The 19,300-nt window shown below is 55.6% G+C and carries 20 protein-coding genes; 4 read left to right on the plus strand and 16 right to left on the minus strand.

Annotated elements, in window-relative coordinates; translation table 11 throughout:
• Position 1: 1 nt before the first annotated feature.
• The 7 genes from hscA to trmJ form a co-directional block, all read right to left on the minus strand.
• Positions 2–1,852, minus strand: coding sequence for a Fe-S protein assembly chaperone HscA (hscA, locus tag ACB496_RS16200; protein ID WP_371973073.1), 1,851 nt, complete (start codon positions 1,850–1,852; stop codon positions 2–4).
• Between the two features lie 15 nt (positions 1,853–1,867).
• Positions 1,868–2,383: a co-chaperone HscB gene (gene hscB / locus ACB496_RS16205; protein WP_312070262.1), complete on the minus strand. Its 516-nt coding sequence runs from the start codon at positions 2,381–2,383 to the stop codon at positions 1,868–1,870.
• Positions 2,384–2,459: 76 nt separating this feature from the next.
• Positions 2,460–2,783, minus strand: a complete 324-nt coding sequence (gene iscA / locus ACB496_RS16210; protein WP_100779307.1) for an iron-sulfur cluster assembly protein IscA — start codon at positions 2,781–2,783, stop codon at positions 2,460–2,462.
• 19 nt (positions 2,784–2,802) lie between these two features.
• Positions 2,803–3,189 carry a Fe-S cluster assembly scaffold IscU gene (gene iscU, locus ACB496_RS16215; protein ID WP_005120408.1) on the minus strand — a complete coding sequence of 129 codons (387 nt, stop codon included), beginning with the start codon at positions 3,187–3,189 and terminating at the stop codon, positions 2,803–2,805.
• A 22-nt stretch (positions 3,190–3,211) separates the two neighbouring features.
• Positions 3,212–4,426: an IscS subfamily cysteine desulfurase gene (locus ACB496_RS16220; protein ID WP_100779306.1), complete on the minus strand. Its 1,215-nt coding sequence runs from the start codon at positions 4,424–4,426 to the stop codon at positions 3,212–3,214.
• 119 nt (positions 4,427–4,545) lie between these two features.
• Positions 4,546–5,037, minus strand: a complete 492-nt coding sequence (gene iscR / locus ACB496_RS16225) for a Fe-S cluster assembly transcriptional regulator IscR (RefSeq protein WP_100779305.1) — start codon at positions 5,035–5,037, stop codon at positions 4,546–4,548.
• Between the two features lie 235 nt (positions 5,038–5,272).
• Positions 5,273–6,010 (minus strand): tRNA (cytosine(32)/uridine(32)-2'-O)-methyltransferase TrmJ, encoded by a 738-nt coding sequence (gene trmJ / locus ACB496_RS16230; protein WP_100779304.1) that lies wholly within the window; start codon positions 6,008–6,010, stop codon positions 5,273–5,275.
• A gap of 137 nt (positions 6,011–6,147) precedes the next feature.
• Between trmJ and suhB the strand changes: the two genes are divergently transcribed.
• Complete coding sequence (gene suhB / locus ACB496_RS16235) at positions 6,148–6,954, plus strand: inositol-1-monophosphatase (protein WP_100779303.1); 807 nt, start codon at positions 6,148–6,150, stop codon at positions 6,952–6,954.
• Between the two features lie 82 nt (positions 6,955–7,036).
• On the opposite strand, the gene ACB496_RS16240 is transcribed toward suhB, so the two are convergent.
• Complete coding sequence (locus ACB496_RS16240; RefSeq protein ID WP_371973074.1) at positions 7,037–8,017, minus strand: nickel/cobalt transporter; 981 nt, start codon at positions 8,015–8,017, stop codon at positions 7,037–7,039.
• Positions 8,008–8,646, minus strand: coding sequence for a DUF1007 family protein (locus ACB496_RS16245; RefSeq protein WP_371973075.1), 639 nt, complete (start codon positions 8,644–8,646; stop codon positions 8,008–8,010). Before ACB496_RS16245 ends, ACB496_RS16240 begins: the two co-directional genes overlap by 10 nt.
• Before the next feature lie 125 nt (positions 8,647–8,771).
• On the opposite strand from ACB496_RS16245, the gene csiE reads away from it, so the two are divergent.
• Positions 8,772–10,049: a stationary phase inducible protein CsiE gene (gene csiE / locus ACB496_RS16250; RefSeq protein ID WP_107703108.1), complete on the plus strand. Its 1,278-nt coding sequence runs from the start codon at positions 8,772–8,774 to the stop codon at positions 10,047–10,049.
• Here the strand turns inward: csiE and ACB496_RS16255 are convergent.
• Positions 10,044–11,192: a 3-phenylpropionate MFS transporter gene (locus tag ACB496_RS16255; protein WP_123427064.1), complete on the minus strand. Its 1,149-nt coding sequence runs from the start codon at positions 11,190–11,192 to the stop codon at positions 10,044–10,046. The two genes, csiE and ACB496_RS16255, sit on opposite strands and share 6 nt — an antisense overlap.
• A gap of 72 nt (positions 11,193–11,264) precedes the next feature.
• The gene (locus ACB496_RS16260) at positions 11,265–11,468 is read right to left on the minus strand and encodes a hypothetical protein (protein ID WP_371973076.1); all 204 of its coding nucleotides are present in this window, start codon (positions 11,466–11,468) and stop codon (positions 11,265–11,267) included.
• Between the two features lie 224 nt (positions 11,469–11,692).
• Here ACB496_RS16260 and ACB496_RS16265 point away from each other — a divergent pair, with 224 nt between their 5' ends.
• A complete protein-coding gene (locus ACB496_RS16265) occupies positions 11,693–12,115 on the plus strand; it encodes a DoxX family protein (protein WP_107703106.1) in 423 nt (140 codons plus the stop codon).
• A 48-nt stretch (positions 12,116–12,163) separates the two neighbouring features.
• On the opposite strand, the gene glyA is transcribed toward ACB496_RS16265, so the two are convergent.
• Positions 12,164–13,417, minus strand: coding sequence for a serine hydroxymethyltransferase (gene glyA / locus ACB496_RS16270; RefSeq protein ID WP_100779297.1), 1,254 nt, complete (start codon positions 13,415–13,417; stop codon positions 12,164–12,166).
• Positions 13,418–13,721: 304 nt separating this feature from the next.
• Here glyA and hmpA point away from each other — a divergent pair, with 304 nt between their 5' ends.
• Complete coding sequence (gene hmpA / locus ACB496_RS16275) at positions 13,722–14,900, plus strand: NO-inducible flavohemoprotein (RefSeq protein WP_371973077.1); 1,179 nt, start codon at positions 13,722–13,724, stop codon at positions 14,898–14,900.
• A 78-nt stretch (positions 14,901–14,978) separates the two neighbouring features.
• Here the strand turns inward: hmpA and glnB are convergent, their stop codons facing one another.
• From glnB to qseE, 4 genes are all read right to left on the minus strand, one after another.
• Complete coding sequence (gene glnB, locus ACB496_RS16280) at positions 14,979–15,317, minus strand: nitrogen regulatory protein P-II (RefSeq protein ID WP_002914032.1); 339 nt, start codon at positions 15,315–15,317, stop codon at positions 14,979–14,981.
• 80 nt (positions 15,318–15,397) lie between these two features.
• On the minus strand, positions 15,398–16,735 hold the full coding sequence (glrR, locus tag ACB496_RS16285) for a two-component system response regulator GlrR (protein ID WP_100779295.1): 1,338 nt from the start codon (positions 16,733–16,735) through the stop codon (positions 15,398–15,400).
• A complete protein-coding gene (gene qseG, locus ACB496_RS16290; protein ID WP_107703104.1) occupies positions 16,732–17,496 on the minus strand; it encodes a two-component system QseEF-associated lipoprotein QseG in 765 nt (254 codons plus the stop codon). Before qseG ends, glrR begins: the two co-directional genes overlap by 4 nt.
• Positions 17,493–18,926: a two component system sensor histidine kinase QseE/GlrK gene (gene qseE, locus ACB496_RS16295; RefSeq protein ID WP_164971801.1), complete on the minus strand. Its 1,434-nt coding sequence runs from the start codon at positions 18,924–18,926 to the stop codon at positions 17,493–17,495. The genes qseG and qseE overlap by 4 nt, the downstream gene beginning before the upstream one ends.
• Between the last annotated feature and the right edge of the window lie 374 nt (positions 18,927–19,300).

Raw genomic sequence — 19,300 nt, forward strand, 5'->3', positions numbered from 1 at the left:
ATTAAACCTCGTCCACGGACTGGCCTTTCAGCGCGACACGGACAGACTGGTCCATGCGGCGAGCGGCGAAATCCTGGGTTTGTTTATCAACTTTTTTAATCGCTTGTTCTATTGCGTCAGCGTCATCGCCAACCGCCACTGCGCGTAGCTGCGCAACGGCGTCGTCAATGGCCTGGCGCTCTGCGGCACTTAACAGCGCGGCATCGGCAGTGAGTGCGCCTTCCAGACTTTCCAGCACGCGCGCGGCTTCCACTTTCTGTTCCGCCAGCATACGTGCCTTCACATCCTGTTCGGCATAGCTCATTGAATCCTGAATCATGGAGGCGATTTCGCCGTCGGTCAGACCGTAAGACGGTTTCACCTGGATGGATGACTCCACGCCGGTCGATTTTTCCATCGCCGTGACGCTGAGCAGACCATCGGCATCCACCTGGAAGGTGACGCGGATATGCGCCCCGCCCGCTGGCAGTGCAGGAATACCGCGCAGCGCGAAGCGCGCCAGCGAACGGCAATCCTGGACCAGCTCGCGCTCGCCCTGCATCACGTGGATAGACATCGCAGTCTGGCCATCTTTGAAAGTGGTGAACTCCTGCGCGCGCGCCACGGGAATAGTGGTGTTACGGGGGATCACTTTCTCGACCAGGCCGCCCATGGTTTCCAGCCCCAGAGAGAGCGGAATCACATCGAGCAGCAGCATTTCGCTGTCCGGCTTGTTACCGACCAGAATATCCGCCTGAATCGCGGCCCCAATCGCCACCACTTTATCCGGGTCGATGGAGGTGAGCGGCGTGCGACCAAAGAATTCACCCACGCGTTCACGCACCAGCGGTACGCGCGTTGAGCCGCCGACCATCACCACTTCCAGCACTTCGCTCGCGTCGACGTTGGCGTCTTTCAGCGCACGACGACAGGCCAGCAACGTGCGTTTTACAAGCGCAGCAATCAGTTCGTTGAACTGCTCGCGGGTGATTTCGCCGCGCCAGCCCGCCACGTCAACGGTGACAGACTGTGCATCGCTAAGCGCAATTTTAGCGTCGATAGCGGCATCCAGCAGTTCGCGCTGAACGCGCACGTCGCTGCGATCGGGAATGCCCGCCTGCTCGCGAATGTAATCCGCCAGCAGGTGGTCGAAGTCATCGCCGCCGAGGGCTGAATCGCCGCCGGTCGCCAGCACTTCAAATACGCCACGGCTGAGGCGCAGAATGGAGATATCAAAGGTGCCGCCGCCGAGATCGTAAACGGCAATCACCCCTTCCTGGCCGGAATCGAGACCGTAAGCAATCGCCGCAGCGGTTGGTTCGTTGAGCAAGCGCAGCACATGCAGGCCCGCCAGACGCGCAGCGTCTTTCGTGCCCTGACGCTGGGCGTCGTCGAAATAGGCTGGCACGGTGATAACAACGCCATCCAGTTCGCCTTCGAGCGTCTCGGTCGCGCGCGCCGCGAGCGCTTTGAGAATATCGGCAGAGACGCGAACCGGGTTGAGCAACCCGGCGTCGGTGGCAATCATCGGCAGGCCGTTAACACTGGCCTGAAGCTGATACGGCAGATGCGGGTAACGCGTTTGAATATCGGCCAGCGAGCGGCCCATCATCCGTTTTACCGAACTGATGGTATTGGCCGGATCTTTCGCGGCATTGGCGCGCGCGTCATATCCCACCGAATGGCCCTGCTGCTGGTAGTAAACGACAGAGGGCAGCAGATGACGCCCTTCGGCGTCTGCCAGCGTTTCCGCCTGGCCGCTGCGTACGGTCGCTACGAGGGAATTGGTGGTGCCTAAATCAATGCCCACCGCCAGACGACGCTGGTGCGGTGCGGCGCTCAGACCAGGCTCACTAATTTGTAATAAGGCCATGTTAAGCTTCCAAAATCAGAAATCGAGCAGCTTTTCTTCGAGTTGTTCAGCACTGCTTCGCAGTTTATCGAGAAAACGCAGCTTGCGTACAGTATCTGCCGCTACGTCCCACGTCTCGTTATTCAGTTGTTCAACCATCTGCTGATGGCGGGTATCGAACATCGCTTTCACCCGTTTGATGAAGCTTTCAAGACGCACTTCGTCTTTCGCCTGTTCGATCTCATCCAGCTCTTCGCGAAGCTCCAGCTGTTCCATCAGGAAAGCGGTGTCGCGTACCGTGTGTTGTTCACTTGCTAGATCAAAACCGTGCAGCGAGAGCAGATATTCCGCACGCGCTAAGGGGTTGCGCAGCGTTTGCCACGCCTGATTAATGGTGGCTGACTGCGAAACGGCAGCCAGTTGCTCCGCCTGGGACCCGCTGGCAAATTTATCAGGATGGAATTGACGTTGCAGATCCTGAAAACGAACCGTCAGGGCCTGGATATCGATCGGGTACTGGGCGGGCAACCCGAAGAGGGTGAAGTAATCCATAACAATCTCAGGGTTAGCCAGTTAGAACAAACCCCACACGTAGCCAGGCCACGGTGGGGTTTCGGTTAACGCGCAGTTAAACGTGGAAGCTTTCGCCGCAACCGCACTCGTCTTTTACGTTCGGGTTAGTGAATTTAAACCCTTCGTTCAGGCCTTCTTTAACGAAGTCCAGCTGAGTGCCGTTGAGGAATTGCAGGCTCTTGCCATCGACTACTACCTTCACGCCTTTGTCTTCAAACACGGTGTCATCAGTCGCCGGTGCATCAACAAATTCCAGTACATAAGCCATCCCGGAACAGCCGGAGGTACGTACGCCCAGTCGCAGGCCAAAGCCTTTACCACGGTTCGCCAGAAAGGCGCTTACTCGCGCGGCAGCGCTGTCGCTAAGGGTAATCGACATAACAAAACCTCAACTCTTCTTATTTCGCTTCACGTTTGCTTTTGTAATCCGCAATAGCGGCTTTGATCGCGTCTTCTGCCAGAATAGAACAGTGAATTTTCACCGGTGGCAGTTCGAGTTCGTCAGCAATATCGGTATTTTTAATTGCCTGTGCTTCGTCCAGAGACTTGCCCTTCACCCACTCGGTGACCAGGGAGCTGGAAGCGATAGCAGAACCGCAACCGTAAGTCTTGAAACGCGCGTCTTCAATGATACCTTCATTGTTGACTTTAATCTGCAACTTCATCACGTCGCCACATGCTGGCGCGCCAACCATGCCGCTACCAACGCTTTCGTCGCTGTTGTCGAAAGAGCCAACGTTGCGTGGGTTCTCGTAATGATCAATAACTTTTTCGCTGTAAGCCATGTTGAATTCTCCTTCGTACCGATTAGTGATGTGACCATTCAATGCTGTTCAGATCCACGCCCTGTTTGAACATTTCCCACAGTGGAGAAAGGTCACGCAGACGGCCAATGGAGTTACGAACCAGCTTGATGGTGTAGTCAATCTCTTCTTCGGTAGTGAAGCGACCTAAAGAGAAACGGATAGAACTGTGTGCCAGCTCGTCGGTCATGCCCAGTGCACGCAGCACGTAGGATGGCTCGAGGCTTGCAGAAGTACAGGCAGAACCGGAAGAGACCGCGAGGTCTTTCAGCGCCATAATCAGCGATTCGCCTTCAACATAGTTGAAGCTGACGTTGAGAATGTTCGGAGCGCCCTGCTCGAGATCGCCGTTCAGATACACTTCTTCCATATCTTTCACGCCGTCCCACAGACGGTTACGCAGCGTGCGCAGGCGCGCCATCTCGCTTTCCATCTCTTCTTTCGCGATACGGTAGGCTTCGCCCATGCCCACGATCTGGTGAACAGGCAGAGTTCCTGAACGCATGCCGCGCTCATGACCGCCGCCGTGCATCTGTGCTTCGATGCGGATACGTGGTTTACGACGAACGTACAGCGCGCCGATACCTTTCGGACCATAAATTTTGTGGCCGGAGAAGGACATCAGGTCCACTTTCAGCTGGCTCAGATCGATAGGCAGTTTGCCCACGCTCTGGGTCGCGTCAACGTGATAGATGATGCCGCGCGCACGGCAGAGTTCGCCGATAGTCGCGATATCCTGAACCACGCCGATTTCGTTATTAACGTGCATGATGGACACCAGAATGGTGTCGTCACGCATTGCCGCTTCGAGCTCTTTCAGGTCGATAATACCGTTGCTCTGAGGGGCGAGATAGGTGACGTCAAAACCTTCACGCTCAAGCTGGCGACAGGTGTCCAGCACGGCTTTGTGTTCGGTTTTGCTGGTGATAATGTGCTTGCCTTTTTTCTGATAGAAGTTGGCAGCGCCTTTGATCGCCAGGTTGTCGGATTCGGTTGCACCGGAGGTGAAAACAATTTCACGCGGGTCGGCGCCAACCAGCTCAGCAATCTGATTACGGGCGATATCAACCGCCTCTTCAGCATGCCAGCCAAAACGGTGAGAACGGGAAGCTGGGTTACCAAAGTTTCCGTCCAGGGTCAGACACTGCATCATTTTCTCGGCAACACGCGGGTCCACCGGCGTGGTTGCGGAGTAATCGAGATAGATCGGTAATTTCATTGCTCTATAAACTCCGTACATCGCTTCAATGCAAGGAATCAGGCTAACCGGCTGGATGTACGGCCGAGTACACGGGGCAACGGGTGCCCCGGCCTGATTCGAAAAATCTTATCGTTTTTTTACGCGCGCAGTTTAACGTCGATTGCGTCTTGCGCGCGGGTGCTGCGTTGGTTTTCGTGATTATGCTGGCGGCCAGACACTTCCATAACTTCCTGGTTATTAACCAGTTCACCGAGGGTGATGTTATTCAGGAAGCCGGTCAGACGGTCGCTCAGATCGCGCCACAGCGCATGGGTCAGGCATTTATCGCCGCCCTGACAGCCGCCTTTGCCCTGGCAACGGGTCGCATCAACAGACTCATCAACAGCACTAATGACTTCGCCAACTGCAATACTGCCCGCGTCTTTACCCAGCAGATATCCGCCGCCTGGGCCGCGAACGCTGGAAACCAGTCCATTTTTACGCAATCTGGAGAACAGCTGTTCCAGATAAGAGAGGGAAATACCCTGACGTTCAGAAATATCAGCCAACGGAACCGGGCCCGATTCAGAGTTGAGCGCAACGTCCAGCATCGCGGTCACAGCATAACGCCCTTTAGATGTCAGTCTCATGTCTTACTTAACCTCAAACTCGCCCCTGCCCGGGGTTTTTTATTGTAAAATGGGGGGTATTGCATAGCAGGGCCAAGTCTGACATTCCCGACTAAATTGGTCAACTATTTACTTGACTGTTTTAGTCAAGTATTTAGCCTTATGTGCGCTCTACGCCTTGTCGGGTGGCGCTTTGCTCACCCGACTGACCAGAACGTCGGCCCGCTCAAGCGAAGCGCAGCCGGGCAATCAGGCGTTACTGTTGCTTATTCTTCTGCTCAATAATCGACGCCAGCATCCCGCGCAGAATGTTCAGCTCCTGCGTTTCCGGGCGGGCGCGGGTAAACAGACGGCGCAGCTTGTTCATCACCTGGCCTGGATGCGACGCGCGAATAAAGCCCGTCGTCAGCAGCGTTTGCTCAAGATGTTCGTAGAAACGCTCTAAATCGTCCACCAGCGGATACGCGGCGTCTTCTTCCTGCTCCGGGGTGACGCCTTTTTCCTGGGTCGCCAGCCACGCCATACGCACTTCGTAGGCAATAACCTGCACCGCCATCGCCAGGTTCAGGGAGCTGTATTCCGGATTCGCGGCAATCGCCACGTGGTAATGACACTTCTGCAGCTCGTCGTTGGTCAGGCCAACGCGTTCACGGCCAAACACCAGTGCGATCGGCGCCTGCTGGGCTTCAGCAACGCTTTTCAGGCCACATTCGCGCGGATCGAGCATTGGCCACGGCAGCGTACGTGAACGTGCGCTGGTGCCGACGACCAGGCTACAGCCCGCCAGCGCTTCATCAAGGGTATCGACGATCTGAGCATTGCCGATCACGTCGCTCGCCCCTGCTGCCAGTGCAATGGCCTGCGAGTCTGGTTTAACCAGCGGATTGACCAGCCACAGATTGGTTAAACCCATGGTTTTCATTGCGCGGGCGACAGAGCCCATATTGCCGGTGTGCGATGTTTCGACCAGTACGATTCGGATGTTTTGCAGCATAATTAGTTTTGTCTGAAGCCAGTGTCTGAAGAATATTCGGCCATATTATCATAAACGAGAGACATGATCCGAACTCGCTGCTATACTCTGGGCCGTTTTCGTTTCCCCTGTTCTTTAACATCCAGTGAGAGTAACCGATGCAACATCCTATGTTGACCATCGCCGTGCGCGCAGCGCGCAAGGCGGGTAATGTAATTGCCAAACACTACGAAACTCCAGATTCTGTAGAAACCAGCCAGAAAGGCAGCAATGACTTTGTGACTAACGTCGATAAAGCCGCAGAAGCGATTATTATCGAAACCATTCGCAAATCTTACCCGCAGCACACCATCATCACCGAAGAAAGCGGTGAACACGCAGGCGAAGATCAGGATGTTCAATGGGTAATCGATCCACTGGATGGCACCACCAACTTCGTTAAACGCCTTCCTCATTTCTCTGTTTCAATCGCTGTACGCATCAAAGGCCGTACTGAAGTGGCCGTTGTTTACGATCCAATGCGTAACGAACTGTTCACGGCTACCCGTGGTCAGGGCGCACAGCTGAACGGCTACCGTCTGCGTGGCAGCAACTCTCGCGATCTGGATGGCACGATTCTGGCGACCGGTTTCCCGTTCAAGGCGAAACAGCACGCTCAGACCTACATGAAAATCCTCGGCAAGCTCTACACCGAATGCGCGGATTTCCGTCGCACCGGTTCTGCTGCGCTGGATCTGGCCTACGTTGCCGCTGGCCGCGTTGATGGTTATTTCGAAATCGCGCTGAAGCCGTGGGATTTTGCTGCAGGCGAGCTGATTGCCCGTGAAGCAGGCGCACTGGTTTGCGATTTCACCGGCGGTCACAACTACATGCTGAGCGGTAACATCGTGGCCGGTAACCCGCGTGTCGTGAAAGCTATGCTGGCAAACATGCGTGACGAACTGAGTGAAGCGCTGAAGCGTTAATTCCGTCTGTTGTGCCCGGTGGCACTGCACTTCCCGGGCCTACGATCCTGTAGGCCGGATAAGTGCAGTGCCATCGTTCGTTTTATAACGGCCGCAACCCCCGCCCTACCGGCACTGCACTGATCCACATCGTCACCGCCGCCACCAGTAAAATCACCCCGCCCGCTAACGCCAGCGTCGTCCAGCCAACCTGACGCCACAGTACCGGCGTTGTGTTGCCGCTCAGTTTGACCGCCAGCTGGCGAAAACTGTGGACCAGCAATGCCAGCGAGGTAATCGTCAGTGACGTTCCCGCCGCCATCGCCAGCGCGGAGACCACGCCCCAGCTAAATACACCAATCACCTTACTGAACAGCAGCACCATGATCGCCCCGGAACAGGGCCGCATTCCCATCGACAGAATAATCATCAGCCGCGCGCGCCAGTCATCTGTGCCCTGTAGCTGCTCCTGCGTCGGCAGATGTTGATGCCCGCAGCCGCAGTGTGCGTCGTGAACATGATGCGCCGTGAAGGCTTTAAACGTTGGTTTTCGTAGTAATGCCCGCAGTCTTTTGATCGCCCGCCAGCAGAGCAGCACCCCCAGCACGCCCACCAGCGCATAACTGCCCTTCTCCAGCCAGAAGCTGCTCATGTGCAGCTGTCGGGCAGGCAGTTGCAGCACCGTCAGCACCACAACCACCAGCGCAATCGCCACCAGCCCCTGCAACAACGAAGAGGCAAGCGTTAAACCGATACTCGATTTGAGCTTTGAAGGGTGAGTCGCAAGCCAGGTGGTGATGACGATCTTCCCGTGCCCTGGCCCCAGGGCATGCAGCACACCGTACAAAAAGCTGAAGATCAGCAGCGAGCCGCCCGCTTTGGTCGGGTTTTCCGCCACGGCCTTGAGCAGCCCGCTCATTTGCTGATTCACGTCGCGCTGCCAGAGGATGCTTTTCATCATCACCTGCGGCCACGCCTGCCAGAGCCATAACGCCCCGATGGCCGCTAAGATCAGAAACAGTGCCAGCGGCCACAGGTGCAGCCAGCGGCGTTTTTTGCTGAGTGAAGTGGAGATCACTGACATTGCACGGTCACCTGCTGCGCAAACTGTTTACCCAAATCCATGTCTTCCGGCGGCGCATCCGCTTTATCGAGAGAGAGCGCAAAATTCATCGTCTCTTCGCTGGGTTTTGGCGTATGGACCGCAATCTTGCAACGCTTTTGCAGCGCCGCGGGCAGCGTTGCGTCTTTGTCTTCGGCATAACTCATGTCGACGTAGTAGCTCGGGTCAAAGGTTGAAAACGTATACTTCTGCCCAGCCAACGGCTGAGGTTCGGCCAGCGGCAGAATAAAGGTTAACACCGCCTGGTGTCCGTCGCGCTCCATGCCGTAGGTCGTGGGGCGATTAAGAAATTTCACTTTCTGGCCGTTGTGCCAGAACTCGGTGAAATAGTGCTGACCGAGTACATTGGCCATCACTTCCGCCGCCAGTTTTTTCCAGATCTCATCGCCCGGTTTCGCATCGCCCGCGTCATAGAGTAGATCGGCTGATGTAATTTCATCCATCGTCCAGCGCATTTTCAGCCCGCTCAGATGCGTATCGTCTGCGACAATCTCCGTCTGCAGGCTGATAAAACTGTGAGGATGCGCGACGGCGGCAGAAGATAAAACCGCCAAAAATAGCGCCGTGGCGCTGTGTTTAACTATTTGCATCGATTCCTCACGTCAAAAATTCTGTGATGTTCTCCCGCATTCCTGACGGAAAGACCCACGGGTGCGCTTTCCTGCGCACATCCTTTAGCTATTCTTATCGAATACTCCTACTGGATACCCGACAGATGATGACGACCCTCGAAAACCCATCTGTGCTTTCCAGTTCGCAGCGCCGCTGCCAGGTGCTTTTGATGCTTTACCTGCCAGGTATTGCCGTGACCCCGCAAAGTATTGTTGATATCAATGGGGTGGACGACGACATTGCACGGCAAGATATAGCCGAGACACGCGATGAGATCCAGCGCTATCACCGGCTGAACATCGTGACGCATCATGACGGCAGCTACCGAATTGAAGGTACGACGCTCGATCAACGTTTATGCCTGCTGCACTGGTTGCGACGGGCATTGCGGCTGTGTCCGCATTTTATTACACAACAGTTTACCCCGGCGCTCAAAACCGAGCTTAAACAACTCGGCATTGCGCGTACGCTGTATGACGATACCAATCTGCGCGCGCTGATCAACTTCTGTTCGCGCCGCCTGCAGCGCCACTTCGAGTGCCGCGACGTGCAGTTTTTGCAGCTCTATCTGCAGTATTGCCTGATCCAGCATCATCTGGGGCAGACGCCGCAGTTCTCCGCTGTTCAGCGCCACTGGGCGCATTCGCGCGGTGAATATCTGGCAGCTCAGGAGATCGTCCGCCACTGGCAGCGCCGCGTGCGGCAAAGCCCCCATGCCGATGAGCCGCTGTTTCTGTCGCTGCTGTTTATGATGCTGCGCACGCCCGATCCGCTGCGCGATGCGCATCAACTGGATCAACGCCTGCGCCACGCCATCTCGCGAATGATCGGGCGCTTTCGCGGGCAAACAGGAATGCGCTTTAGCGACGAACAGGGGCTGACGGATCAGCTGTACATCCATCTTTCCCAGGCGCTGGACCGCTCGCTGTTTGGCGTTGGTATCGACAACAGTCTGCCCGAAGAGATCGGTCGCCTCTATCCGCGCCTGATGCGTACTACCCGGGATGTGCTGTTTGAAGTGGAGGCAGAATTTGGCCTGCGGTTTTCCGATGAGGAGATGAGCCTGGTGGCGGTGATTTTCGGCGCCTGGCTGATGCAGGAGACCGACCTGCATGAAAAACAGGTGGTGCTGTTAACGGGCGATGATAAAGCCTGCGAAGTGATGATTGAGGAGCAGCTGCGCGAGCTGACGCTGCTGCCGCTGAATATCCGCTATGTGTCGCTCCAGACGTTTCAGAAGGACGGCGCACCGCGCGAAGCGGCGCTGATTATTACTCCGTACCCTACCGCCCTGCCGCTGTTCTCGCCGCCGCTCATTCATGCCGTAGAGACGTTGAATGCGCAGCAGCAGGAACATATACGCGCCATGCTGGAATCATAACGCTTCGCTGCGCGCTGCCACTTTGGGACGAACCACCATCGCCGGCAGCGCCACCAGCGCCATCACCCAGAACACGCCGTGGCCGAGGTGCTGATAGAGGAAGCCCGCAAACACCGTCATCACGGCGATACTGCCGCCCATCGCCACCGCCGAATAGACCGCCTGGAGACGAATCACTTCGCTGCCCTGACGCGCAGCAATGTAGCGCATCGCCGCCAGATGGCACACGGTAAAGGTACCGCAGTGCAGGATCTGAGCCACAATCAGCCAGGGGAGATCGGTGGTCCAGCCCATAATGCCCCAACGCAACACACCGCAGACGGCGGAGAGCAGCAGCAGATCGCGCGCACCAAAACGGCGGAACAGCTTCTTGCTGAGAGCAAAGATAATGACTTCCGCCACCACGCCGAGCGACCAGAGATAACCCACCGCCGACGCGGAATACCCCGCCCCCTGCCAGTAGATAGCGCTAAAACCGTAGTAGGCCGCGTGAGCGCCCTGCAACAGACAGACGCAGGCCAGAAAACGCCAGCTCTGTTTAATCAGTGAACGCCAGGCGGCCCAGCCGGTGCTCTCCTGGTGACGGCTTTCGCCCTGCGGTTTCACCGACGGCTGCAGCAACATCCCCAGCAGCATTGAGGCAATACCGACGCTTAACAGCGCCAGAATCGCCCGATAGTCGTAGAGACTGACCAGTTTGCCCACCAGCGCCGAGCCAATCACAAAGGCGATGGACCCCCACAGGCGCACGCGTCCGTAGTCCATCGTCACCTGTTTTTGCCAGGTGTTCGCCAGCGCGTCCGTCAGCGGTACCAGCGGCGAAAAGAAGAGGTTAAAACCGACCATCACCACCATCAGCCACGCAAACTGCTGATTCACCCAGAAGCCCGCGAGGAACACCAGCGTCAGCAGCGCGAGGATGCGCATGGCCTTAATCAACAGAGAGGGATCGCTGACGCGCGGTGCAATCAGCAGGCTGCCCAGGAATCGCGCCACCAGGCCTGCACCCAGCAGAATGCCGATGGTTTCCGGCGTCAGGCCGATACCTTTGAGCCAGACGCTCCAGAAAGGCAGAAAAATACCGTAGCTAAAAAAGTAGGTAAAATAGCTGAGCGCCAGCCAGCGCGTGGAATGCAAACCCATGAATCCCTCCCGTTTTGGAGGCGCTAGTCTGGCGCTAAAAAGTGGCTGACGCAAGCGGCTATTAACAGCTGATTAACAGGAATTTGCCGTTGATTCGGCGGCAATTTCTGTGGCTAAACGGGTGCGCTCATCCTGGGCTAACGCCGTTAAATCAGGTTGTCCGGCGTGATGACGGGCATTCACCGGATGGCGCTGAGGTTCGCGGCATAAGCGTGCTTCACCCGACATTCGAAACAGCATCAGCCACGGAGTTTGCGATGATATTGTGATAACCATCACATTACCTCTGACAGACAGCGCCTGTTTATTCGCTTCTGAAACGCTTACGCCGACGGATTATCGAGATTGCATTCAGGCCGCCAAAAGCGGGAAGGAGGCGAAATGCACGAGGTCATGGAGCAGACTTGCAAAGGGTTAAGCGGCTGATAATTTGGTCTTATGGCGGAGTTACCGGTTGTGTATTAGCTTTATGATAAGCCCCATCCAATAACGAGCCTGCCATGAACACTCTACGCTATTTCGATTTCGGACAGTCCCGCCCGCTGGTACTGCTGATCGCACGTATCGCGATTGTTGTGTTGTTTATTATTTTTGGTATTCCGAAAATGACCGGTTTTGATGGAACGGTGCAATATATGACCTCGCTCGGCGCACCGATGCCGATGCTGGCAGCCATTATTGCGGTGATCATGGAAGTGCCCGCCGCGATTCTGATTGTGCTTGGGTTCTTCACCCGGCCACTGGCGCTGCTCTTTGTCCTCTATACGCTTGGGACAGCGGTGATTGGTCACCACTACTGGGATATGAGCGGTGATGCGGTTATGCCTAACATGATTAACTTCTACAAGAATATCAGCATTGCCGGCGCGTTTTTGTTGCTGGCCGTAACCGGGCCGGGGGCGATATCCATCGACCGTCGCTAGATAACATAAAGGCCGCTTACGCGGCCTTTATTATTTCTGCGAGCAGAATTACGCGTAGACAGGGAAACGTGCGCAGATATCGAGCACTTTACCTTTAACACGTTCAATCACAGCTTCATCGTTGATGTTATCGAGAACATCACACATCCAGCCAGCCAGCTCTTTCACTTCCGCTTCTTTGAAACCGCGGCGAGTGACAGCCGGAGAACCGATACGGATACCGGAGGTCACAAACGGGCTCTTCGGATCGTTTGGTACGCTGTTTTTGTTAACGGTGATGTTAGCACGGCCCAGCGCGGCATCGGCTTCTTTACCGGTCAGGTTTTTATCAACCAGATCCAGCAGGAACAGGTGGTTCTCAGTGCCGCCAGAAACCACTTTGTAACCGCGGTTCAGGAACACTTCCACCATCGCTTTCGCGTTTTTCGCCACTTGTTGCTGGTAAACTTTGAACTCTGGCTCCATCGCTTCTTTCAGGGCAACGGCTTTCGCTGCGATAACGTGCATCAGCGGGCCGCCCTGAGCGCTTGGGAAGACGGCAGAGTTCAGTTTCTTGTACAGATCTTCGTCACCACCTTTCGCCAGGATCAGGCCGCCGCGCGGACCTGCCAGGGTTTTGTGGGTCGTGGTAGTGACAACGTGTGCATGTGGAACCGGGTTCGGGTAAACGCCTGCTGCGATCAGACCGGCGACGTGCGCCATATCAACGAACAGGTATGCGCCGATGCTGTCTGCGATTTCACGCATTTTTGCCCAGTCAACCACGCCGGAGTAAGCAGAGAAACCGCCGATGATCATCTTCGGTTTATGGGTCTGCGCCTGCTTCGCCATGTCTTCGTAGTCAATTTTACCGGACTCATCAATACCGTAAGGGATGATGTTGTACAGTTTACCGGAGAAGTTGACCGGGGAACCGTGAGTCAGGTGGCCACCTTGCGCCAGATTCATACCGAGAACGGTATCGCCCGGCTGCAGCAGCGCGGTGTAAACCGCGAAGTTCGCCTGAGAACCAGAGTGCGGCTGTACGTTCGCGTAGTCTGCGCCAAACAGCTCTTTAGCACGGTCAATCGCCAGTTGTTCAACGATATCAACGTATTCGCAACCGCCGTAGTAGCGTTTGCCCGGGTAACCTTCTGCATATTTGTTGGTCAGCTGAGAACCCTGCGCCTGCATTACGCGCGGGCTGGTGTAGTTCTCGGAGGCGATCAGTTCGATGTGCTCTTCCTGACGTACTTTTTCCTGCTCCATAGCCTGCCACAGTTCGGCATCATAATCGGCAATGTTCATTTCACGCTTTAACATCCGCATCTCCTGACTCAGCTAACAATAAAATTTTGGCCTGAAAAGGCTGTCCTGATAGACGACGGGCAACAGTATAACCGAATAGTGTTGCGATAACAGGTCTTGACAAAGGATTTTACGCAAACGTTTACCTACCCGCCACGCAAGGGTTTGAGGAATAAAGACCTCGCGATTTTCAATGGATTTCTTTTCAGGTTTGTGATGCAACTATTTCATCATGCAAAGAACCATTTACAAAGCAGGGATATTTTTTATAAGATGCATTTAAAATACATCATTAGAGTAACAATCGAAGGAAGTTGCTATGTTAGACGCTCAAACCATCGCTACCGTTAAAGCCACTATTCCCCTGCTGGTCGAAACCGGACCGAAACTCACCGCCCATTTTTACGATCGCATGTTCGCTCACAACCCGGAGCTGAAAGAGATTTTCAATATGAGCAATCAGCGCAACGGCGATCAGCGCGAGGCGCTGTTTAACGCCATCGCCGCGTATGCCAGCAATATTGAAAATCTGGCCGCGCTGCTGCCTGCGGTTGAGAAAATTGCCCAGAAGCACACCAGTTTCCAGATTAAACCTGAGCAGTACGATATCGTCGGCAGCCACCTGCTGGCGACGCTCGACGAGATGTTCAGCCCAGGCCAGGAAGTGCTGGACGCCTGGGGCAAAGCCTACGGCGTGCTGGCGAATGTGTTTATCAATCGTGAAGCGCAAATCTACAGCGAGCACGCGACGAAAAACGGCGGCTGGGAAGGCACGCGCGCGTTCCGTATCGCCGATAAAAAACCGCGCAGTGCCCTGATCACCAGCTTTGAATTTGAACCCGTCGACGGCAAACCAGTTGCGGATTATCAGCCGGGTCAGTATCTCGGCGTATGGCTGAAACCCGAAGGGTTCCCGCATCAGGAAATTCGTCAGTACTCTCTGACGCGTAAAGCGAATGGAAAAGGCTATCGTATTGCGGTGAAACGTGAAGACGGCGGTCAGGTTTCTCACTGGCTGCATAATCACGCCAGCGTCGGCGATGTGGTGCATCTGGCGGCACCGGCGGGTGATTTCTTTATGGCGGTAGAAGCGAACACGCCTGTCACGCTGATTTCAGCGGGTGTCGGCCAAACGCCGATGCTGGCGATGCTCGATACCCTCGCAGCGGCAAACCACAGCGCGCAGGTGAACTGGTTCCACGCGGCGGAAAACGGCCAGGTGCATGCCTTTGCGCAAGAAGTTAAAACGCTGGGTGCCACGCTGCCGCGCTTCACCTCTCACATCTGGTATAACAAACCGGAAAGCGATGACGTGTTTGATAGCGCAGGGCTGATGGATTTACGGACTCAGGAAGGGGCGTTCAGCGATCCGGCCATGCAGTTTTATCTCTGCGGTCCGGTCGGCTTTATGCAGTTTGCCGCGAAGCAGCTGGTTGAATTGGGCGTTAAAGCAGAGCAGATCCATTACGAATGCTTTGGTCCACACAAAGTGCTGTAACGCAAAAAGCCCCTTTCAGAGGGGCTTTTTATTACGCCTGGCAGTTCGCTCTACCCGGCCTGTGACATCGACGCCGGCTTAAATCGCCGCGTCGTCTTCTTCACCGGTACGAATGCGGATGACACGCGCCACGTCAAAGACGAAGATCTTGCCGTCACCGATTTTACCGGTCTGTGCCGTGCGGATAATGGTATCCACGCAGGTATCGACGATATCGTCAGTCACCACAATTTCGATTTTCACTTTCGGCAGGAAATCCACCATGTACTCTGCGCCACGGTACAACTCGGTATGACCTTTCTGGCGACCAAAGCCTTTCACTTCGGTGACTGTCATCCCGGTGATACCGACTTCCGCCAGCGCTTCACGCACATCATCCAGTTTGAAAGGTTTAATAATCGCATCAATCTTTTTCATGGTGGGTCCTTAAACGCTCGCCTGTCTGTAGCCTTGTAATCGATTGCTCACAGTATCATAGTCAGTCAAATTTTGCGGTACTACTCTTTAAAATCGTTCGCTTCCAGCTCATGCCGCGACAGCAGTTTGTAGAACTCAGTGCGGTTACGCCCGGCCATACGCGCAGCGTGGGTGACGTTACCCTTGGTGATCTGCAGCAGCTTACGCAGATAGTTGAGTTCGAACTGGTTACGCGCCTCGACAAACGTGGGCAGCGCGGTATTTTCCCCTTCCAGCGCCTGATCCACCAGCGCATCGCTGATCACCGGCGAAGAGGTAAGCGCCACGCACTGCTCAATCACGTTGACCAGTTGACGCACATTGCCCGGCCAGCTGGCGGTCATCAGGCGTTTCATGGCGTCGGTGGAAAACGCGCGCACGAAGGGTTTGTGACGATCGGCTGACTGGCGCAAAAGATGGTTCGCCAGCAGGGGAATATCTTCGGAACGTTCCGCCAGAGCGGGGATTTTCAGGTTTACGACATTAAGACGGTAGTAGAGATCTTCACGAAACTCTTTGCGCTCCATCGCTTTCGGCAGGTCGCGGTGCGTGGCCGAAATGATGCGCACATTAATATCGATATCCCGGTTGCTGCCGAGTGGGCGCACTTTGCGCTCCTGCAACACGCGCAGCAGTTTGACCTGCAGCGGCGCAGGCATATCACCAATTTCATCAAGAAACAGCGTGCCACCTTCCGCCGCCTGGAACAGCCCTTCACGGCTGCTGACCGCGCCGGTAAAGGCCCCACGCGCATGACCAAAAAGCTCAGACTCCAGCAGCTGTTCCGGCAGCGCGCCGCAGTTGATGGCGATAAAGGCATTTTTACTGCGCGGGCTGGCGTTGTGGATGGCCTGGGCCAGAATCTCTTTCCCGGTACCGCTCTGGCCGTTGATCAGCAGGCTGACGTCCGACTGGGCCACCATCCGCGCCTGCTCCAGCAAGCGGAGCATCACCGGGCTGCGGGTCACAATGGATTCGCGCCACTTCTCATCCACCGACGGCGCGGAGTGTTCCAGCGCATCGTCGATGGCTTTGTACAGCGCGTCTTTGTCCACCGGCTTGGTCAGGAAGCTAAACACCCCCTGCTGTGTGGCGGCGACCGCGTCCGGAATCGATCCGTGGGCGGTGAGGATAATCACCGGCATTCCAGGCTGCAGCTTCTGAATTTCCACAAACAGCTGCATCCCGTCCATCTCGTCCATGCGCAGATCGCTAATCACCAGATCGACCTTCTCGCGCCCCAGCGCTTTCAGTCCTTCAGCGCCGCTTTCGGCGGTGACCACGCTGTAGCCTTCGCTGACCAGACGCATTCCCAGCAGCTTGAGCAGGCCGGGATCGTCATCCACCAGCAGGAGATGGGCAGGTTTGCGGCTTGTCATGGCTTCACATCCTCTTGTTTCGGCGTCTCGCTCTCCTGCTCCGGCGTTTTCGCGGGCTGCGCAGTGCCTTTCGTATTATCCGGCAAATAGTTGCTGGACGGCTTGCGGGTGGAGAGCTGACGTTCGATATCCGTCAGGTTTTCCAGCTTGCGGGTGGTGGTATCAAGCTGGGAACGTAAGTATTGCTGCTGCTGGCGCAGGGTATCCAGTTCGCCGTCGGCGGACTGTTGCAGTTTGCTGTAGCGGAAGCGCTCTTCGGCGAGCTGCAGCTGTAGCACCTGCCCGTCACGCCACAGCTGATACAGAGGGCGGATCTGCGCCGGGATCTGCGGGCTGAGCGCATCCATCCGCGACGTATTGTTGCGACGCTCTACGGGATTAATTTTGGCATTGGCCAGCAGAATGCCGCGCTTAAAGGTGTCCTGCCAGGTGTCGTCGGCCCACTGATGCGCCTGCGCGCGCGCCACAGCTGGCGCGAGACGCTCGGCGCAATCCATGCCGCGCAGCCAGAACAGCGGGTTCGATTCGACATCATGGCCGTTGAGCTGCCAGATATCATCGCAATCGGTGGAGAGGAAATCGGCAAGCTGATGTTCAGGTAATTTATCTTCTTGTTTATCGCTGATCGCACTTTTTGGCGTGTGCGCCACGCAGCCCGCCAGCAGCAGACATGGCAGACCTAAGCGTAAAATTTTACTGGAAAACGTCGCGTTAACCGCGCGGAAAAAGACGTGTGACATACTCACCAGACTTAGATTCATTTCATTGATTTTTCCGGCTCAAGGGGCAGCTCAATGCGAAAACAGACATCAGCGCGATCGTCGTGGGAGATATATAACTCCCCGTGCATCCGCCGTATGCAATCGCGGGCAATGCTTAAGCCCAAACCGCTCCCTTTAACCGCACCTTTTCGCTGATGACTTCCCTGGAAAAAGGGCTCAAAAATCATCTTCTGTTCGTCATCCGGGATGGGACTACCGGTGTTGGCGACGTCAATACAGACCCGTGAATTGTGGGTAAAACTGCGAATATAAATGTTACCGGATTCAGTACCATAGTGCACCGCATTGGAATAAAGATTATCCAGCACACTCATTAATAGCATAGGTTCGGCAAAACAGACCGGCTCCTGGAGATCCAGGTCGGTATGCATCATTTTAGCTCGCGCAGGCAGGCTGTGGGCAGAGAGCACCATATCCACCAGCGGCTCAATCTCGACGTTTTCCAGCTCGACGGCACCGTCGGCCAGTTTGCGGTTGTAATCAAGCAGTTGCTCAATCAGCTTCTGCAGATTGCGGCTGCTGTCATCGAGAATCTCAACAATTTCTTTTTGCTCGGGGGTCAGCGGCCCCGCCACTTCGTCAGCCAGCAACTCGGTGCCTTCGCGCATACTGGCGAGCGGCGTTTTCAGCTCATGAGAGATATGACGTAAAAACTGGTGGCGCTGTGATTCCAGCCACTGAAGGCGCTCGGAGAGCCAGATGATGCGCTGACCGACGGATCGCAGCTCACGCGGGCCTTTAAACACCACGGTGTTGCCGAGGGATTTGCCCTCCCCCAGACGGTTAATCATCCGTTCGATGCCCTTCACCGGGCCGATGATCATTCGGGTAAACAGCAGCACCAGACCGAGGCTGACCAGAAACAGCACCAGCGCCTGCCAGCCAAAGAACTGACCGCGTTCGGCGATCTCCTGCTGAAGCTGTTGTCCGCGAGAGAATATAACGGTGCGCGTGGACTGCACCATCTCGGTATTGGCGTTAGCAAAGGCTTCGAGGCGTGCGGTCGCGACCTCGTCCGGCCCGCTGTTTTTGCACTGCAGCTGCGCCAGATCGTTAAGATCCTGACGCAGCGCCTGATAGAGTTTGTCGTCAGGGAGAACGCCCGCATGTGCGTCCAGCATTTCGCTGTAGCGCTTGCGCTGGTTCTGATAGACCTTCGCCAGCGTGCGGTCGTCGAGCACGCAATACTGGCGGTAGCTACGCTCCATTTCCAGCGCGGCATTGGTCATCGCCTCGCTGCGGCGGGCATCGATCAGCGTTGTGCGGTTGGTTTGCGCCGCCTGAGCGCTGAGGGCATTGAGGCTCTGCCACGCCTGCCAGGCCAGAACCAGCAAGGGTAACAGGATCAGCAGGAATGCCATCATAACGAGCTGTCGCAGGGAGCGAGGGAAAATTGACCAGCGTTTCAACGCATGACTCTCTCAATGTGGGTGTTGAGTGATGCTAACTGAGTCAGCCCGTCAGATACAACAAAGCCGGGTAAAAACCCGGCTTTGTTGCGAAAAGAGGCGGTGCCTTACTCGACGTTTCGCCCTGGGTCTGATAAAGCATCGCTATAATCAGTAGTTGGACGGCAGGCACCTTGTTGTGCGTCATTCGAAGTTTATGTAGCGCGTCCCGAAGGGGCTGACATAAGAGGGTGAATGAGCCACTGGTTAATATTATGCAACAGCCGTGCCAGAATGCAAAACAAATTATTATCATCATGATATTTAACACATTTATGGCAAAACAACGTTAGTTGCTGACTGAACGATTTCCAGGCTAAGTGTCGCTAATTAGA

The organism is Lelliottia nimipressuralis (genome assembly GCF_041464075.1).
Taxonomy (GTDB): Bacteria; Pseudomonadota; Gammaproteobacteria; order Enterobacterales; family Enterobacteriaceae; genus Enterobacter; species Enterobacter nimipressuralis.

What these genes read in the sequence shown, in the direction of transcription:
- hscA (WP_371973073.1), bottom strand. Translation starts at nt 1,852, where the DNA reads ATGGCCTTATTACAAATTAGTGAGCCTGGTCTGAGCGCCGCACCGCAC.
- hscB (WP_312070262.1), bottom strand. Translation starts at nt 2,383, where the DNA reads ATGGATTACTTCACCCTCTTCGGGTTGCCCGCCCAGTACCCGATCGAT.
- iscA (WP_100779307.1), bottom strand. Translation starts at nt 2,783, where the DNA reads ATGTCGATTACCCTTAGCGACAGCGCTGCCGCGCGAGTAAGCGCCTTT.
- iscU (WP_005120408.1), bottom strand. Translation starts at nt 3,189, where the DNA reads ATGGCTTACAGCGAAAAAGTTATTGATCATTACGAGAACCCACGCAAC.
- ACB496_RS16220 (WP_100779306.1), bottom strand. Translation starts at nt 4,426, where the DNA reads ATGAAATTACCGATCTATCTCGATTACTCCGCAACCACGCCGGTGGAC.
- iscR (WP_100779305.1), bottom strand. Translation starts at nt 5,037, where the DNA reads ATGAGACTGACATCTAAAGGGCGTTATGCTGTGACCGCGATGCTGGAC.
- trmJ (WP_100779304.1), bottom strand. Translation starts at nt 6,010, where the DNA reads ATGCTGCAAAACATCCGAATCGTACTGGTCGAAACATCGCACACCGGC.
- suhB (WP_100779303.1), top strand. Translation starts at nt 6,148, where the DNA reads ATGCAACATCCTATGTTGACCATCGCCGTGCGCGCAGCGCGCAAGGCG.
- ACB496_RS16240 (WP_371973074.1), bottom strand. Translation starts at nt 8,017, where the DNA reads ATGTCAGTGATCTCCACTTCACTCAGCAAAAAACGCCGCTGGCTGCAC.
- ACB496_RS16245 (WP_371973075.1), bottom strand. Translation starts at nt 8,646, where the DNA reads ATGCAAATAGTTAAACACAGCGCCACGGCGCTATTTTTGGCGGTTTTA.
- csiE (WP_107703108.1), top strand. Translation starts at nt 8,772, where the DNA reads ATGATGACGACCCTCGAAAACCCATCTGTGCTTTCCAGTTCGCAGCGC.
- ACB496_RS16255 (WP_123427064.1), bottom strand. Translation starts at nt 11,192, where the DNA reads ATGGGTTTGCATTCCACGCGCTGGCTGGCGCTCAGCTATTTTACCTAC.
- ACB496_RS16260 (WP_371973076.1), bottom strand. Translation starts at nt 11,468, where the DNA reads ATGGTTATCACAATATCATCGCAAACTCCGTGGCTGATGCTGTTTCGA.
- ACB496_RS16265 (WP_107703106.1), top strand. Translation starts at nt 11,693, where the DNA reads ATGAACACTCTACGCTATTTCGATTTCGGACAGTCCCGCCCGCTGGTA.
- glyA (WP_100779297.1), bottom strand. Translation starts at nt 13,417, where the DNA reads ATGTTAAAGCGTGAAATGAACATTGCCGATTATGATGCCGAACTGTGG.
- hmpA (WP_371973077.1), top strand. Translation starts at nt 13,722, where the DNA reads ATGTTAGACGCTCAAACCATCGCTACCGTTAAAGCCACTATTCCCCTG.
- glnB (WP_002914032.1), bottom strand. Translation starts at nt 15,317, where the DNA reads ATGAAAAAGATTGATGCGATTATTAAACCTTTCAAACTGGATGATGTG.
- glrR (WP_100779295.1), bottom strand. Translation starts at nt 16,735, where the DNA reads ATGACAAGCCGCAAACCTGCCCATCTCCTGCTGGTGGATGACGATCCC.
- qseG (WP_107703104.1), bottom strand. Translation starts at nt 17,496, where the DNA reads ATGAATCTAAGTCTGGTGAGTATGTCACACGTCTTTTTCCGCGCGGTT.